The organism is Paenibacillus turicensis (assembly GCF_017873435.1).
In the GTDB taxonomy this organism is placed as follows: Bacteria; Bacillota; Bacilli; order Paenibacillales; family Paenibacillaceae; genus Fontibacillus; species Fontibacillus turicensis.
On the sequence record NZ_JAGGKG010000008.1, the window covers coordinates 1 to 13,373 of the forward strand.

The following is a 13,373-nucleotide window of genomic DNA, read 5'->3' on the forward strand; positions in this document are numbered from 1 at the left end:
AAACTAAATAACCAGTCGCCAGTGAATTACCGGCGTCTGGCTGCTTAAACTTGTAAGGTGTTTTGATCCCTGTCTCACATAAAGGGGTCAGTCCCATCCCTCAGTTTATAAAAAACTGGGGGTTTTTTTCATAAGGTAGTTGCTGGTATTCATGTGGAGATAAACCGTATCTCAAAATGCTTTATAATTCAGCTTTCGTCCTAATGTAACTTCTATAAGCTGCCACCTTACGTTCTAGAATATCGTCTACATCCATTAGCGTCTGTAGTTGCTCTTTAATGACCTGTTTATGCTCTTCTAACAGATTTAATCGTGCTGAGGTTGTATGACCCCCTTCTAAAAACAGTTCAGTATATTTCTTTATTTTCGAGAGAGGCATCTGTGTTTCTTTTAATTTGATCACAAATTGTAGCCACTGAATATGTGAATCTCTATAACGCCGATTTCCTTTTTCATCACGATCAGGATAAATAATTTTTTCCTTCTCATAATAACGTAAGGTATGTGCGCTTATCAGTTATTCAAACAAACTCAGGAGGTTTATATATGAAATATACGGTGATTACAGGAGCAAGCTCAGGTATTGGATTTGAAGCAGCGCTTGCATTTGCAGGTCGTGGGAAAAACTTGATTTTAGCCGCTCGTCGACATGAGGAATTAGAGAAGTTAAAATCAAAGGTGAGAGACATTAATCCCTCATTGGATGTGGTCATTAAACCCGTAGATCTATCTATAAGTGCAAATGTCCATCATTTTTACGATAGTATACGCAGCTATGAGATAGAGACTTGGATTAACAATGCAGGCTTTGGCAACTTTGCTTCTGTTGGAGAGCAAAACTTAACTAAAATCGAGACGATGCTTCATTTAAATATTGAAGCACTAACTATTTTATCTTCACGTTATGTAAGGGACTATGCAGGGGTGGAAGGCACGCAACTGATCAATGTTTCTTCCGTTGGAGGCTACAACATTGTTGCTGATGCAGTGACTTATTGTGCAACGAAGTTTTATGTCAGTGCCTTTACAGAAGGCTTAGCACAAGAATTAAAAGAGAGTGGGGCAACGATGCAAGCCAAAGTGTTGGCGCCTGCGGCAACGGAAACTGAGTTTGCAAATCGTTCTATGGATATCGATAACTTTGAATATGCTAGTACAGTTCCCAAATTTCACACTGCGCAGCAAATGGCTGGTTTCTTGCTAAATTTGTATGACAGTGAGAAGGTGGTAGGCATCGTAAATGCTGCGACCTATGAATTTGAGCTTAAGGAGCCAAGCTTTAATTATGTACCAAAAAACAAGTGACAGAATATAAGCTGTTATGAGTGGATGTTTAGGATGAGGAGTGGGCTAAGTGAAAAAAATTCTAGTCATTGATGATGAAGAAGCACTTAGAGACTTAATTGAACTTGTATTAAGAAGAGAAAATTTTCAGGTGCAAACGGCAGAGGATGGCAAGACAGCATTACAAATGCTGAATACGTTTCAGCCTGATTTGGTGATCTTGGATTTAATGTTACCCGATTACTCTGGTTATGATTTGTGTAAGGAAATTGTGAAGAGACAAGCGGTTCCAGTTATTATGGTATCGGCCAAAAATGACATCATAGATAAAGTATTGGGGCTTGAGCTTGGGGCAGAGGATTATATAACTAAACCTTTTGACAATAGAGAACTCATTGCCAGAATCAAAGTTGTACTTCGCAGGTATGAGAACAGCGATTCAAAAGCAAATGAGGAAGAAACAATCATTCACCATGAAGAGCTCGTATTTAACTTTGATACAAGAATAGTTCAAAAAAATGGAAGTACAGTCTCCCTAACAGCCAAAGAATTTAAAATATTGGAAACCTTATTGAGAGACCAACGAAGGTGTTTACAAGAGATGAACTATTGGAGATTGTATGGGGCTATGATTATTTAGGGGACAGCCGTACTGTAGATATGACGATTATGAGGTTAAGGAAGAAGCTGGAGGATGACGCCGAAAGCCCAAAATACGTGAAAACGGTATACGGCTTTGGCTACCAGCTTGGGGGTGACTCCGTCTGAAATATTCAGTCCGGCTGTTGTTAAATTATTTGTTTTTTTCGTTGTTATCATTTGCTATTATTATCATTTTAGCGAATAAAGCGATTGATTATTTCAGCTTTGTGACGATAGAGAAGCAAATGGTGCAGAAGGCAGATTTATCTGAGCTGTCATTTAGAGAAATCCTAGCGAAGTATAACGAAACATCCTCAGAGGTTCAAGACGATGTCATATCAAAAAATGCACTGGAAAGGTTAAAGACGACAGGCAAGGAAGTTCGAATTTATGATCGTAACAAGAACCTACTAGGATTAGCGGAAGATGGCATCATTATAAATGGGGGTAAACCTCAAATTTTTGAGCGCAATATCGAAAAGGCACTAGAGGGCAAATATTCTTATACGGTCTCTGATCAACACATGTTATATTTCGCTATACCAATTCAAGATAAGTATTATCAGAACGCCTATGTATTTGAGTTTGTGGAGGATATTTCTTATTTTTATGAGATTATGGATCAAATTAAGAATATCTTATTCATTGGGGCAGGCGGGTTTTTGGTGCTGATCACGCTCTCTAGTTTATTTATCGCCCGAAATACGACAAAACCGATCAAGTATTTGCTTGGTGCAACACAATCTTTCTCTAAACAGCAGTTTCACGAGGTGAAATTGAACCGAAAAGATGAATTAGGCATGCTTGCCTCAGGTTTAAACCAGATGGGTGTTCAACTAAATAACTATATTCAGTATCAGAAGCAGTTTGTGTCCAATGTATCTCACGAATTAAAAACACCACTTGCAGCGATCCACGGGTTTTCTCAATATTTATATGAAGGTGAAAATGAGGATGAAAATTTGCAAAAGATTTATGCTCATCTAGTCAATGAATCAGATCGCCTTAATCAACTCATTAATGAATTGTTGATGTTAGCTCAGTTCGATAAAGTAGGCATTGATGAAATGGGATCAGAAAAATCTGATATTTCTAAATTATTAAATCAAGTGGCAGCGGATAGAAAGCCAAATGCTGAAACGAAGGGAATTGAATTAATCGTTAAGCCAAGTGAATCCATTTATGTTTATGTAAATGAGCTATTACTGTCCCATGCGATTGCGAACATTTTAGACAATGCGATAAAGTACTCTAATTCGAATACGAAAATAACGATGGAGACGTTGGTCAGTCAACATAAAGCAGTCATCCAAATCAGCGATCAAGGGATTGGAATCCACGAGGATGAGATTGTTCATGTTCAGGAGAGATTCTATAGAGCAAGTAATGCAAATTCTGCTAAAGGATCAGGGCTTGGTTTATCCATATGTAAAGAAATTGCGGAGAAATTTAACGGGCATTTGAAGATTGAAAGTAAAGTAAATAAAGGTACAATCGTATCCATCCTTCTTCCGTTGTATGAGTTACAAGAATGATACAAGTTTGTTATTACACTAATAAATTGTTTTCTTATACTATCCTCAACAGATGAAATCACTTTATTTTGGAGGGGAAAATATGAAAAATTTTAAAAAAGCTACATCGTTAATATTATTGTCTATTTTACTTGGGGTCATGGTTGTTGGGTGTGGAGCAAATGCAAATAAGGCTAATTCACCAGCACCATCAGCTGATCCAGCACCAAGTCAGTCAACGGATAAGGGAAAGGAAACCTCTGGTTCTGAGGCAATTAAGGAAGGAACGATTGAAAAAGAGGGCAATGTGATTTTAAAGGAGCTTGCATTTGTATATAAAGACCATACCTTTGCCATCTCTGACATTGTCAATGATGAACAACTCGAAGGCATCTTGGGAAAAGCGGTGGATAAAAAATCTCACACCTATACGGCAGATGATGGTCTTAATATGGACCCCTTGATTGGCTTTACGGAGAAAACGTATATTTTTTCTGGACTTGAGATTAAAACAATAAATAAGGCTAAGACAGAAGATTTCCATATTTTTAATATCAAAATTACGAGTCCCGACTATCCGACAGCCAGAAATATTAAAGTTGGTGATAGTTTAAACACGTTGAAGCAAGCCTATCCTGAAGGCAAGCTCCTTGGAGACGGGGCGCCTGATGAAGAAGACGATTATCGCTACGAACCTGCAAATTATGTGGATGTGATGACCTTCCATATTAAAGATGGAAAAATCGAAAGTATTCTCATTAATACACTTTTAGATTGAGGATATTCAGGTACCCATACTCTGGACACTAGTGTAAAAAGTGTTTAGTGTAGGGTGCCTTTTTGTAGTCCTCTTATCAGAATAATTACAACACAAAATCCCATAAATTTGGCCCCACAAATGGTCTTGTTTTCCAAAACACTCACTTACAAATTCCATAAATATGGAATATAGTTTTTGTAGTGATTGAAAACGTTTACTAAGGAGTGGCGTGGTATGGGTAAAATGAAATGGGTGTGGGGATTGATTGCATTTCTGTTAGTTAGCGTAACAGTAGTACTGGTGTTTCTATTAGAGAACGGAACACTTTATGGCCCTGATCACAGTAAGGAGGTCATGGCGACAAAGGCCAATCAGGTTGGGGAAGGTGAGTCCTTAGAAAAGGGAAAGACGTCTAACGACACATCTAACGGAAGTAACTCACGGGCTAAGTCATCTGGTGGGATAAAAGAACTCCAAGAGTTAGTCACACTCTATAAGGATATGCCAGTCGCAGACGCACATAATCATAATGCAAGTGGAAGTAGATATCAATATATGGAGGGAATATGGGAGGGCAGTGGTATAGATCGAGTGGTGCTTTTTGGTGCTGTATCTGAGCCTGCTGCGGTAGGCACCGATGAGATAGCATGGGAAGCCTATCAAGAAAACCCAGAACGTTATGTTCCCTTTTTTGCCGGGATAAATTTGCATGATAAGTCAGAACTAGCGAAGGTAAAGGAAAACCTAGAGAAGGGTTACTTTGGAATAGGTGAAATTGCCGCCGCCACTACTTACTCCGAAGGACTAAAAGGTGCGATATGGAAAACAGCAGACCCCATGGACGGGATTCTCCCGCAAATGTATGAGCTATGTGCTCAGTATAAAGCACCCCTATTATTGCATATTGATCCGCCTAACGGAGGGGTTATCGATAAGCTGGAAGAGGCTGCGAAAGCCTACCCAAACACGACTTTTATTTTTGCCCATGCTAACGCGTATAACTCACCTGAAAATGTGGAAGCTTTACTTGAAAAGCATCCCAATATTTATATGGACTTTTTTGCAGGCTTTACTGCCTTTAATCCCGAAAGTTCAAATCGACTTGAAGACTATGTCCCTCTTATGAAAAAATACCCTGAGCGTTTTCTTCTTAGCACAGACTCTGGATATGGCTTGAAAAATGAAGCTGAAGCGTTACGTGCGATGTATCTCATGATTGATTTGCTAGGCGATACTAAGGAGACACGAATGATTGCTTACGGCAATTTAGATGCCTTAATTTCAGCTCAGCCAGCTACAGCGACACAGTTAGCGGCAATTGCCAAGCTTAATGAAAACGAAAAAGAGGGAACGACACATAAGATAGAGGGGCTTAGCAAGCTAGAGGCAGGTAAAATATTGGCGAAGGGGAACAAGGTTAGAATTAAGATGAAATAGAACAGTATACATGGGGTTAATTACAAAGACACATGAAAACTCCCATCAAGTAATAGTAGATGTTTTGTTTTATCTACTATCCACTATGATGGGAGCATATCAAATTAGTATTTCGTTATAGTTCGGTTATTCATTCTTGTTAGTTAAAAGAAGCTGAACAGCTTGAGATTCCATGATTGGGTGATAATACCGTTCGATGTTAACCGTCAAGGGTTGCGGATAGTCTAGCGCTTCTTTTCCAAAGTTGAAAGCCCTGTATTCTTCAATATTACCATTTTTTGATTTTTCTGAGTTAGAAATAGAAAGTCCACTACCCTTTTCAATCGTATTAGTTAATAGTTTATGCTTTTTGCCCTCCGCATCCGTAAAGCTAAACGCATGGGAGATTGAAGTAGGTTCTATCGCATATACATCTTCAAGCTTGTGAAGCAATAATATTTCTCCCTCTGCTGCAGGTGTATCAGGTTCAACGATTTTTAAATGCTCATCAGGAGCTTCAACGATTTTCTTTTCCTTTAAATCAATTGAAACCTTCATTTTATCCTTAGGTATAGCAGAAATACCAGATACTTTTAACGAGACATAGGTAGAGTTTAATTTATCCAAATTGTTATCATTAAATATAAGTGTGACCTTATTCGTTTCTTCAATAATTCTATTAGTAGTATGAAAGGCATCAAGGAAATTTAATTCTTTTTTCTGAGTTCCTTTTTGGCCAATAAGTGTAGGCTCAAGCAATTTAAATATTTGTTTAGTATTACTGGAATCATATTCTAAATCTAAATACGTGTTTAAAGGTGTAAATTGCATTTTTTTAATATTGATCTTTTGTCCATCTACAATCAAGCTGTCCTTTGGATAATATATTCGTTTCTGATCTTCAAGCTGATTCGGCTTGATTGGAACGGTGAACATAAAATGATTTTTATATCCATCTTTAGAATCATATTGACTAAAGCGAACGGTAGCTACATCAGTATTTGAGGTATCTGCAATGATATCGGCGACATAGACAAAATTTTGTGTATCACCAGGCATAATCTGATTTCCCTCAGCGTTAGTGGTACTAAGATGTATAACCCCATTTGTAGTTTTTTTAATATCCGAAAATGTGATGGATTCAACATAAGGTGAGATCGCATAATCCAAATTGTTTTGAGCAGTAAACAGGAAATACAACCTACGCCCATCACTCGCTGAACCAATAACATCTACTTTTAACCCCTTATATTCTACAGTTCGTTGGATTGGGGTGATAAGCTTTTTATATATAGCAGTGTTGAGCCCAAATTCAGTTTCAACATCCGTCTGAAAGCGTTCTAAATCTACTTCTTTATCTGACGGAGTAGTATGCACAACTTCATAATTAATTTTGGGCTTGGGTACTTGTGTTGGTGTAATTACAATAAATAATATAACTGCCACCATAGCCGTCGCCACTGCCCCTATACTATAAGTCATCCAGCGTTTTTTCATTTCTCGTCGTTTCCCTTCCCTAATGCCGTTACGGATTGTATTCGATAATATCATGTCTGAAATTTGATCCTTGTCTTGTATATCATTCACGTCTTGGTTTAGTATACGCTGTACTTTGTCTGTCATCTTGCTAACCTCCTATCTTCTACAAATACTTGCGTAGTTGTCTTAACCCTTCACGTAACCAGCTCTTGATTGTCCCTTCAGGTTTATGTAGCACTTTCGCAATTTGCGCAGTGGTCATATCCTGATAATATTTCAGCATAACAACGTGGCGATGCTTATGTTTTAAGTGATCAAAGGCACGTTCAAGATCAATCTGATCGTTTCGCTTCATTTCATGCACAGGCTCATCATGAATCGTATCTGTAGGGAAAGTCCGTTTTTTTCGTCTTAGCTCGTCCACACAGCAATTGACCGTAATTCTAATCAGCCATGGGGTAAAGGCTTGTTCATTTTTAAGATTTTTACGTTTCATCCATGCTCGGCACGCTACCTCCTGCACAATTTCAAGCGCATCCGCTTCATTGCGCATATAGCTATAGGCGATAGAGTACAATTTCTGTTGCTCAGTAGATAACCGTTTGAAAAATAAATCCTCATCCATGATCCAAACCGTTGGATCATCATCTGAATGCATGGAGGGCTCTGAATTCTTCTCTTGTGTACCTGACACCAACACCGCCCCCTTCTCTGTTTTAGTATAGGTGTGCGGTTATCTGTATATCCCCTAGTGTAATCCCCTAATGGTAAGACGGAGTAGTGAATAAAAACGATGAATCTTTTTTATAATTCGCACAAGCAGTCAGCATCCTAGTCACGTAAACTGAATTATAATCAGTATGCGAGGTGAGACATGCATGGCACAATCCGTAGGGATTCGGGCAAAAGCGAGACAGCTCCAAGGTCAACCCGTTCGTGTCACGCTTCATAATGGGGAGACGTATATTGGATACATTACAAATTGTTATGACAAAGGTGTAGTGCTGGCAGGCGTGGCCTCCCCTGTTCCTTTAAGTAGCGGGCAGAAAACTCGCAATTCCAAAAATGAAAAGGGAAAGGCACGCAAGCAAGCAGGCTCACGCTCAAGAGGAGCCAGCGCCTCAAGATTGTCAAATTCCTCAAAGTCACCAAAATCATCAAGCTCATCAAGATCTCCTAAATCATTACGCGTTCGTAAGCCAGAAGCGCAGGTATCTGCATTGTTCCCAATGCTTGGCTCGTTATTTGGTGGATTCGGCGGACTTAGTGGCGGTTTACGACTAATCGGAATGATACAAAAATTTTTCCCAGTCATTAAAATGGGCTATGGAATGATTAAATCGATTTCTCCATTTGTAGGCGCGGTAAAAGGCTTGATGGCGCCATCCACAGTAGAAGCTACAGATGCTGATTAAGTATAATAACAAAGCTAAAGCCCCCTTCTAATAGGGGGTTCTTTGTTTTAAAGGAAGTTTTAATCTTCAATAGTTTACTATAAAATCTATCTGTTTCAGTTTAAGTCTTGTCTAGCTAATATCGCAACATCAGATACAATGAAAATACCAAGTATGGAAGCGCTTTACATCTGAGGTAAATTGACAGGATACATGTTTGGTCAATTTCAAATGGAGGTGCAAAATGAGAAAAAAATCTTGGTTTACTTTAGTTGCAGCTAGTATGGTGTCCCTATTTTTTGCGGTTAACGTCTCGGCAGGATATGTGCTGTGGGAACCACTCACCTACTTTAACCCCAACACATGGCATAAAGCAGATGGCTATTCCAATGGCAATCCATTTAATTGTACTTGGCGTGCCCAAAATATTACATTTACGAATGATGGCAAGATGAGACTTGCTCTGACAAGCCCTAGCTATAATAAATTTGATGGTGCAGAGTATAGAAGTAACGATACGTATGAATACGGCTTATATGAGGTGAGTATGAAGCCAGCCAAAAATTCGGGCATTGTCTCCTCCTTTTTCACGTATACTGGACCTGCACATGGAACACAATGGGACGAGATTGATATTGAATTTTTAGGCAAAGATACACGTAAAGTCCAATTTAACTATTATACCAATGGTGTTGGTGGGCATGAAAAGGTGATTGACTTAGGCTTTGATGCATCCCAAGGCTTCCATACTTATGCATTTGATTGGCAGCCGGGTTATATCAAATGGTATGTGGATGGCGTATTGAAGCATACAGCCACTCAAAACATTCCTAAAACACCTGGCATGATTATGATGAATATTTGGAATGGGATCGGTGTGGATGACTGGTTAGGTCCATATAATGGCGTGAATCCACTTTATGCTGAATATGATTGGGTGAAGTATACGAGTAATTGATTTTTTTATATGAGAAGATAAGTGCTGTTAGGCTGTCGAGAGAAATCTCGATGGCCTTTTTTAATTTAGTTAGACATCAGTTTAGGCGTTTTGTTAAAATAAGAGCATATATTTTGCATACTTATTTTGAAGGGGTGGCTGCTTTGGATTTTAATGATGTCATACATGGACATAAATCTATACGAGAATATCAAGATCGGGAGGTCAGCCAAGAACTACTAGAGGAAATACTAGATGCAGGTATCCGCGCCTCTTCAAGTGGCAACATGCAGTCCTACTCTATCGTCGTAACAAGAGATAAAGAGCTGCGCAAGAAGCTATACTCCGCACATATGGAGCAATCCATGGTGGTAGATGCACCGGTATTACTCACCTTTTGTGCAGATTTTAATCGAATGAGAAAGTGGTTGACACTAGAGGATGCACCGCTACAATTTGATAATTTTATGAGTTTTATGATTGGCGCTATAGATGCGACCTTGGCATCACAAAACTGTGCATTGGCAGCCGAAAATGCTGGATTAGGTATATGCTATATGGGATCAACACTTGCTAACTGTGATCAAATTGGGCAATTGTTAAATTTACCACCTAATGTTGTGCCAGTCGTCGGTTATTCCTTAGGTTATCCTGCGGAAACACCCCCCTTGCGTGATCGTTTACCCAAGCATGGAATTGTACATTATGAACAATATCAGGATTATTCTGATGAAGATATTAAAGAGATTTATAAGGAACGTAATGAAAAAGGTTGGCAACGTTACATGGATGTGCCTAAGCTCAAGGAAATGACAGAGCAATTAGGTCTAAAAAATCTTGCTCAAATTTATACGATAGCTAAATATACAAAGGAATCTCATCTGAAATTTTCTCAAACTGTATTGAACTATTTGGAGAAGCAAAATTTTATGAATAATGAAGAATAGACATAATTTATAGAATAGCTAAGTCATCTATGAAATTCTGACTAGAATTTTAATAGATGGCTTATTTTTTGTGAATTAAGAAGAATTCCCTCAATCCCACGAATGCTATGATTAATGGCACTGTATAATTTTAAAGTATGTGAAATAATTCTCACAAAGGAATTTATGTTACACATCATGTTACATATGCACAAATAAGTTAAACAAGGAGAAAGACAATGAGAAAAGAAAATCTGAGAAAAGTATTAGCAGTAGGTTTGATGATCATGTTGGTTTTATCTTTAGTAGGATGTGCAGGGGGCAGCAATACAAAGAAAGCTGCAAATTCAGAGGATGGGAAAATTACCTTTAAGGCAGGAACCTATAAGGCTTCTGTAGATGGGAAAAATGGTCCGATTGAGGTAGAGGTCACTTTTTCTGAGCACAAAATTGAAGATGTAAAAGTTGTTAATTTTAATGAAACAGCAGGCGTAAGTGATGCATCAATCAAGAAAATTCCAGAGGAAATCGTTAAGAATCAATCGCTTAAGGTTGATGCAGTTGCAGGTGCAACTGTCACTAGTGATGCACTTTTATCAGCGGTAATGGATTGCGTTAAGCAAGCTGGTGGGGACCCAGCACTACTGAACGCAGAGGTGAAAAAGGAAGTTTCAACTGAAGTTGTTGAGCTAAATAGTGATGTAGTTGTTATTGGTGGCGGTGCAGCAGGCATTTCGGCATCATTGCGTGCAGATGAATTAGGATTAAAAACAATTTTGCTTGAAAAAATGTCCTATATCGGTGGCGCAATTTCAATCAGTGGGGGTAATCAGGTTGTTACTTTATCTAAGCTTCAAAAAGAAGCAGGCGTAAGTGATGATAGTATAGACAGCATGGTGAAGGATTTTATGGCAAATGGTAACAACAAAAATGTACCTGAGCTATTAACCCTATTCGCTACACATGTTGGGCAAACTACAGACTGGCTTCATGATTATGTTGGAATTCAATATGATATGAAGGGTGGACTTCATAAACTAGCAGAATATGCACACCAACGTGAGCTTGCTTATGATGGCAATGGACCAGGCTTTGCTAAACAAGCTCGTAAAAAGGTAGAGGAGTCTGGTGTAGAATTATATGTTGAAACTAGAGCAGAGAAGCTAATTACAGATGAAAATGGTACTGTTGTTGGTGTTGTTGCAAAGGATAATACAGGGAAAACGTATAATATCAAAGCAAAAGCAGTGATTATGGCTTCTGGTGGATATGGAAATAATAAAGACCTTCTTTCCGATGATTTGAAATCTGCGCTTTATTATGGACCAACGTCATCCACAGGAGACGGTGTTGTAATGGCAACAGAAAAAGGGATTGATGCAGATACACGCTTAATGGAATATGGCAAACGTTACCCTAACGGTGTTGAGGTCTCTGAAGGGATTGCTAAATCTACGATTGCGGGTAATATTGCAGCATTTAAAAAGAGTGCAATTATCGTCAATAGTGAAGGTAAACGCGTCATTAATGAAAAATCTAGTAACCGTAAAATTTTGGAGACTGAATTAGCTCAAAAAGATAAAATGTTATACATTTTGATGGATCAAGCGACGTTTGATGAGTTTAAACCAAATGTAAGTGAAGCGGGTATTTCTGAGGATAACATTAAGGAATGGTTGCAAAATAACGGCTCCAAGACACCCTATTTCTTCCATGCAGATACAGTTGAAGAATTAGCAAAATTAGCTAACATGGACGCTTCTGTATTAAAATCAACCGTAGATAGCTATAATGGTTATGTTAAAAACGGGAAAGACAAGGAATTTGATCGTTCCCCTGAATTTATGAAGGAAGCAATTGGTGCAGGCCCTTACTACTTAGTAGAGCAAAAACCTCGTTTTGCAACAACGATGGGTGGTTTAGTTGTAAATACTAAATTCGAAGTCATGAATACAAGTAAAAAGGCAATCTCAGGATTATTTGCAGCAGGTGAGGTTGTTGGTGGAGTGATGGGTGATGATTCACCTTCTGGCGCTAACAACGCATGGGCATTAACCTCTGGTAAGCTGTCAGCGGAGGCAGTTAAGAATTCGTTAAAATAAGTATTGGATGCAAGTAATGATTTGGAAATTATTTATTAATTAAAACATTTAAAATGGTTACGATTTTAATTAGTATTGCCGTACAGTGGGAATTTTGCTGTACGGCTTTTTATTGTTTATTATGGATTGCACATTTTCTTGATCTTTGGATATTTCAAGCCAATCCATTCATTGCTATACTACCGTAATAAAGCCATCATATGCAATGATGCTTGAGAGGAGCGGTTTGAGATGCAATCAGTTCGTTATAAAAGTAGAGAATGTTTGGATCAGGAGAAAATTGAAAGGTTTCTTAAGCAAACAAGAATTGGATATCTCGGATTAGCAGATGGGAACCTACCTTACGTTGTCCCATTGAACTATGTTTGGGCGGAAGGAACGCTTTATTTTCATGGCGCTAGTAATGGTAGACGTAACGAGATCATGAGTGAAAATTCAGAAGTATGTTTTACCGTGTGCCAAGAATATGGTACCATCACGGATCCAGTACCCGCTAAAACAGATACCGCATATATGAGTGTGATGATCTTTGGAAAAGCAGAGCCCATTGCAGATTTGGATGAGGCGACCTTTATGCTTCAAGAATTAATCAATAAGTATGTTCCGGGTTATTATAATCGTCCTTTGTCCAAACAACATGTAGATAAATACCGATCTGCTGTTTTTGGTGGCCCTGTAAAGGTTTATCGTGTTATTCCATCGGCAATTACGGCAAAAGAAAGTGGAATCGAAGAGGATAAAATGTATGACAAAGTGATGAGTGACAAATCCAATTTATAATGGGCGGTTGAACTTCCTTTCTTATTGTTATAAGGTAAGCTTAACTATAACGTGGTCTTAACAAGGAAGGAGCGCATTATGTTTAGAATAATGGCAAGCTTTACAATTAGCTCTATGCGAAGCAGGAACTACGAACGAG

14 protein-coding genes are annotated in these 13,373 nt (G+C 38.5%); 11 read left to right on the forward strand and 3 right to left on the reverse strand.

Translation table 11 applies throughout. The features are described from left to right. Nucleotides 1-181: 181 nt before the first annotated feature. Nucleotides 182-517 carry a MerR family transcriptional regulator gene (locus tag J2Z32_RS09590; protein WP_210089102.1) on the reverse strand — a complete coding sequence of 112 codons (336 nt, stop codon included), beginning with the start codon at nucleotides 515-517 and terminating at the stop codon, nucleotides 182-184. 29 nt (nucleotides 518-546) lie between these two features. Between J2Z32_RS09590 and J2Z32_RS09595 the strand changes: the two genes are divergently transcribed. The 6 genes from J2Z32_RS09595 (at nucleotide 547) to J2Z32_RS09615 (ending at nucleotide 5,637) form a co-directional block, all read left to right on the forward strand. Continuing rightward, nucleotides 547-1,305 carry an SDR family NAD(P)-dependent oxidoreductase gene (locus J2Z32_RS09595; RefSeq protein ID WP_210088951.1) on the forward strand — a complete coding sequence of 253 codons (759 nt, stop codon included), beginning with the start codon at nucleotides 547-549 and terminating at the stop codon, nucleotides 1,303-1,305. 49 nt (nucleotides 1,306-1,354) lie between these two features. Next, nucleotides 1,355-1,924 (forward strand): response regulator transcription factor, encoded by a 570-nt coding sequence (locus J2Z32_RS09600; RefSeq protein WP_342453942.1) that lies wholly within the window; start codon nucleotides 1,355-1,357, stop codon nucleotides 1,922-1,924. Further along, nucleotides 1,894-2,052, forward strand: a complete 159-nt coding sequence (locus tag J2Z32_RS22360; protein ID WP_245251354.1) for a winged helix-turn-helix domain-containing protein — start codon at nucleotides 1,894-1,896, stop codon at nucleotides 2,050-2,052. The genes J2Z32_RS09600 and J2Z32_RS22360 overlap by 31 nt, the downstream gene beginning before the upstream one ends. Before the next feature lie 41 nt (nucleotides 2,053-2,093). Further along, nucleotides 2,094-3,461 carry a sensor histidine kinase gene (locus tag J2Z32_RS09605; protein ID WP_210088952.1) on the forward strand — a complete coding sequence of 456 codons (1,368 nt, stop codon included), beginning with the start codon at nucleotides 2,094-2,096 and terminating at the stop codon, nucleotides 3,459-3,461. Nucleotides 3,462-3,543: 82 nt separating this feature from the next. Further along, nucleotides 3,544-4,218, forward strand: coding sequence for a hypothetical protein (locus tag J2Z32_RS09610; protein ID WP_210088953.1), 675 nt, complete (start codon nucleotides 3,544-3,546; stop codon nucleotides 4,216-4,218). 216 nt (nucleotides 4,219-4,434) lie between these two features. Beyond that, nucleotides 4,435-5,637, forward strand: a complete 1,203-nt coding sequence (locus J2Z32_RS09615) for an amidohydrolase family protein (protein WP_245251355.1) — start codon at nucleotides 4,435-4,437, stop codon at nucleotides 5,635-5,637. Nucleotides 5,638-5,763: 126 nt separating this feature from the next. On the opposite strand, the gene J2Z32_RS09620 is transcribed toward J2Z32_RS09615, so the two are convergent. Continuing rightward, nucleotides 5,764-7,239 carry a DUF4179 domain-containing protein gene (locus J2Z32_RS09620; RefSeq protein WP_210088954.1) on the reverse strand — a complete coding sequence of 492 codons (1,476 nt, stop codon included), beginning with the start codon at nucleotides 7,237-7,239 and terminating at the stop codon, nucleotides 5,764-5,766. Nucleotides 7,240-7,258: 19 nt separating this feature from the next. After that, complete coding sequence (locus J2Z32_RS09625; protein ID WP_342453943.1) at nucleotides 7,259-7,789, reverse strand: sigma-70 family RNA polymerase sigma factor; 531 nt, start codon at nucleotides 7,787-7,789, stop codon at nucleotides 7,259-7,261. A gap of 184 nt (nucleotides 7,790-7,973) precedes the next feature. Between J2Z32_RS09625 and J2Z32_RS09630 the strand changes: the two genes are divergently transcribed. The 5 genes from J2Z32_RS09630 to J2Z32_RS09650 all read left to right on the forward strand — a co-directional run bounded on the left by J2Z32_RS09630 (nucleotide 7,974) and on the right by J2Z32_RS09650 (nucleotide 13,234). Beyond that, nucleotides 7,974-8,510, forward strand: coding sequence for an LSm family protein (locus J2Z32_RS09630; protein WP_210088955.1), 537 nt, complete (start codon nucleotides 7,974-7,976; stop codon nucleotides 8,508-8,510). A gap of 223 nt (nucleotides 8,511-8,733) precedes the next feature. Then, nucleotides 8,734-9,447, forward strand: a complete 714-nt coding sequence (gene bglS / locus J2Z32_RS09635; RefSeq protein ID WP_210088956.1) for a beta-glucanase — start codon at nucleotides 8,734-8,736, stop codon at nucleotides 9,445-9,447. A 134-nt stretch (nucleotides 9,448-9,581) separates the two neighbouring features. Continuing rightward, nucleotides 9,582-10,373 carry a nitroreductase family protein gene (locus tag J2Z32_RS09640; RefSeq protein ID WP_342453947.1) on the forward strand — a complete coding sequence of 264 codons (792 nt, stop codon included), beginning with the start codon at nucleotides 9,582-9,584 and terminating at the stop codon, nucleotides 10,371-10,373. 218 nt (nucleotides 10,374-10,591) lie between these two features. Next, nucleotides 10,592-12,454 carry an FAD-dependent oxidoreductase gene (locus tag J2Z32_RS09645; RefSeq protein WP_210088958.1) on the forward strand — a complete coding sequence of 621 codons (1,863 nt, stop codon included), beginning with the start codon at nucleotides 10,592-10,594 and terminating at the stop codon, nucleotides 12,452-12,454. Nucleotides 12,455-12,685: 231 nt separating this feature from the next. Next, a complete protein-coding gene (locus J2Z32_RS09650) occupies nucleotides 12,686-13,234 on the forward strand; it encodes a pyridoxamine 5'-phosphate oxidase family protein (protein WP_210088959.1) in 549 nt (182 codons plus the stop codon). Nucleotides 13,235-13,373: the final 139 nt, after the last annotated feature.

Bases quoted from the DNA above. Each gene is read 5' to 3' on its own strand.
- J2Z32_RS09595 (WP_210088951.1), top strand. From the start codon at position 547: ATGAAATATACGGTGATTACAGGAGCAAGCTCAGGTATTGGATTTGAA.
- J2Z32_RS09610 (WP_210088953.1), top strand. From the start codon at position 3,544: ATGAAAAATTTTAAAAAAGCTACATCGTTAATATTATTGTCTATTTTA.
- J2Z32_RS09615 (WP_245251355.1), top strand. From the start codon at position 4,435: ATGGGTAAAATGAAATGGGTGTGGGGATTGATTGCATTTCTGTTAGTT.
- J2Z32_RS09620 (WP_210088954.1), bottom strand. From the start codon at position 7,239: ATGACAGACAAAGTACAGCGTATACTAAACCAAGACGTGAATGATATA.
- J2Z32_RS09630 (WP_210088955.1), top strand. From the start codon at position 7,974: ATGGCACAATCCGTAGGGATTCGGGCAAAAGCGAGACAGCTCCAAGGT.
- bglS (WP_210088956.1), top strand. From the start codon at position 8,734: ATGAGAAAAAAATCTTGGTTTACTTTAGTTGCAGCTAGTATGGTGTCC.
- J2Z32_RS09645 (WP_210088958.1), top strand. From the start codon at position 10,592: ATGAGAAAAGAAAATCTGAGAAAAGTATTAGCAGTAGGTTTGATGATC.
- J2Z32_RS09650 (WP_210088959.1), top strand. From the start codon at position 12,686: ATGCAATCAGTTCGTTATAAAAGTAGAGAATGTTTGGATCAGGAGAAA.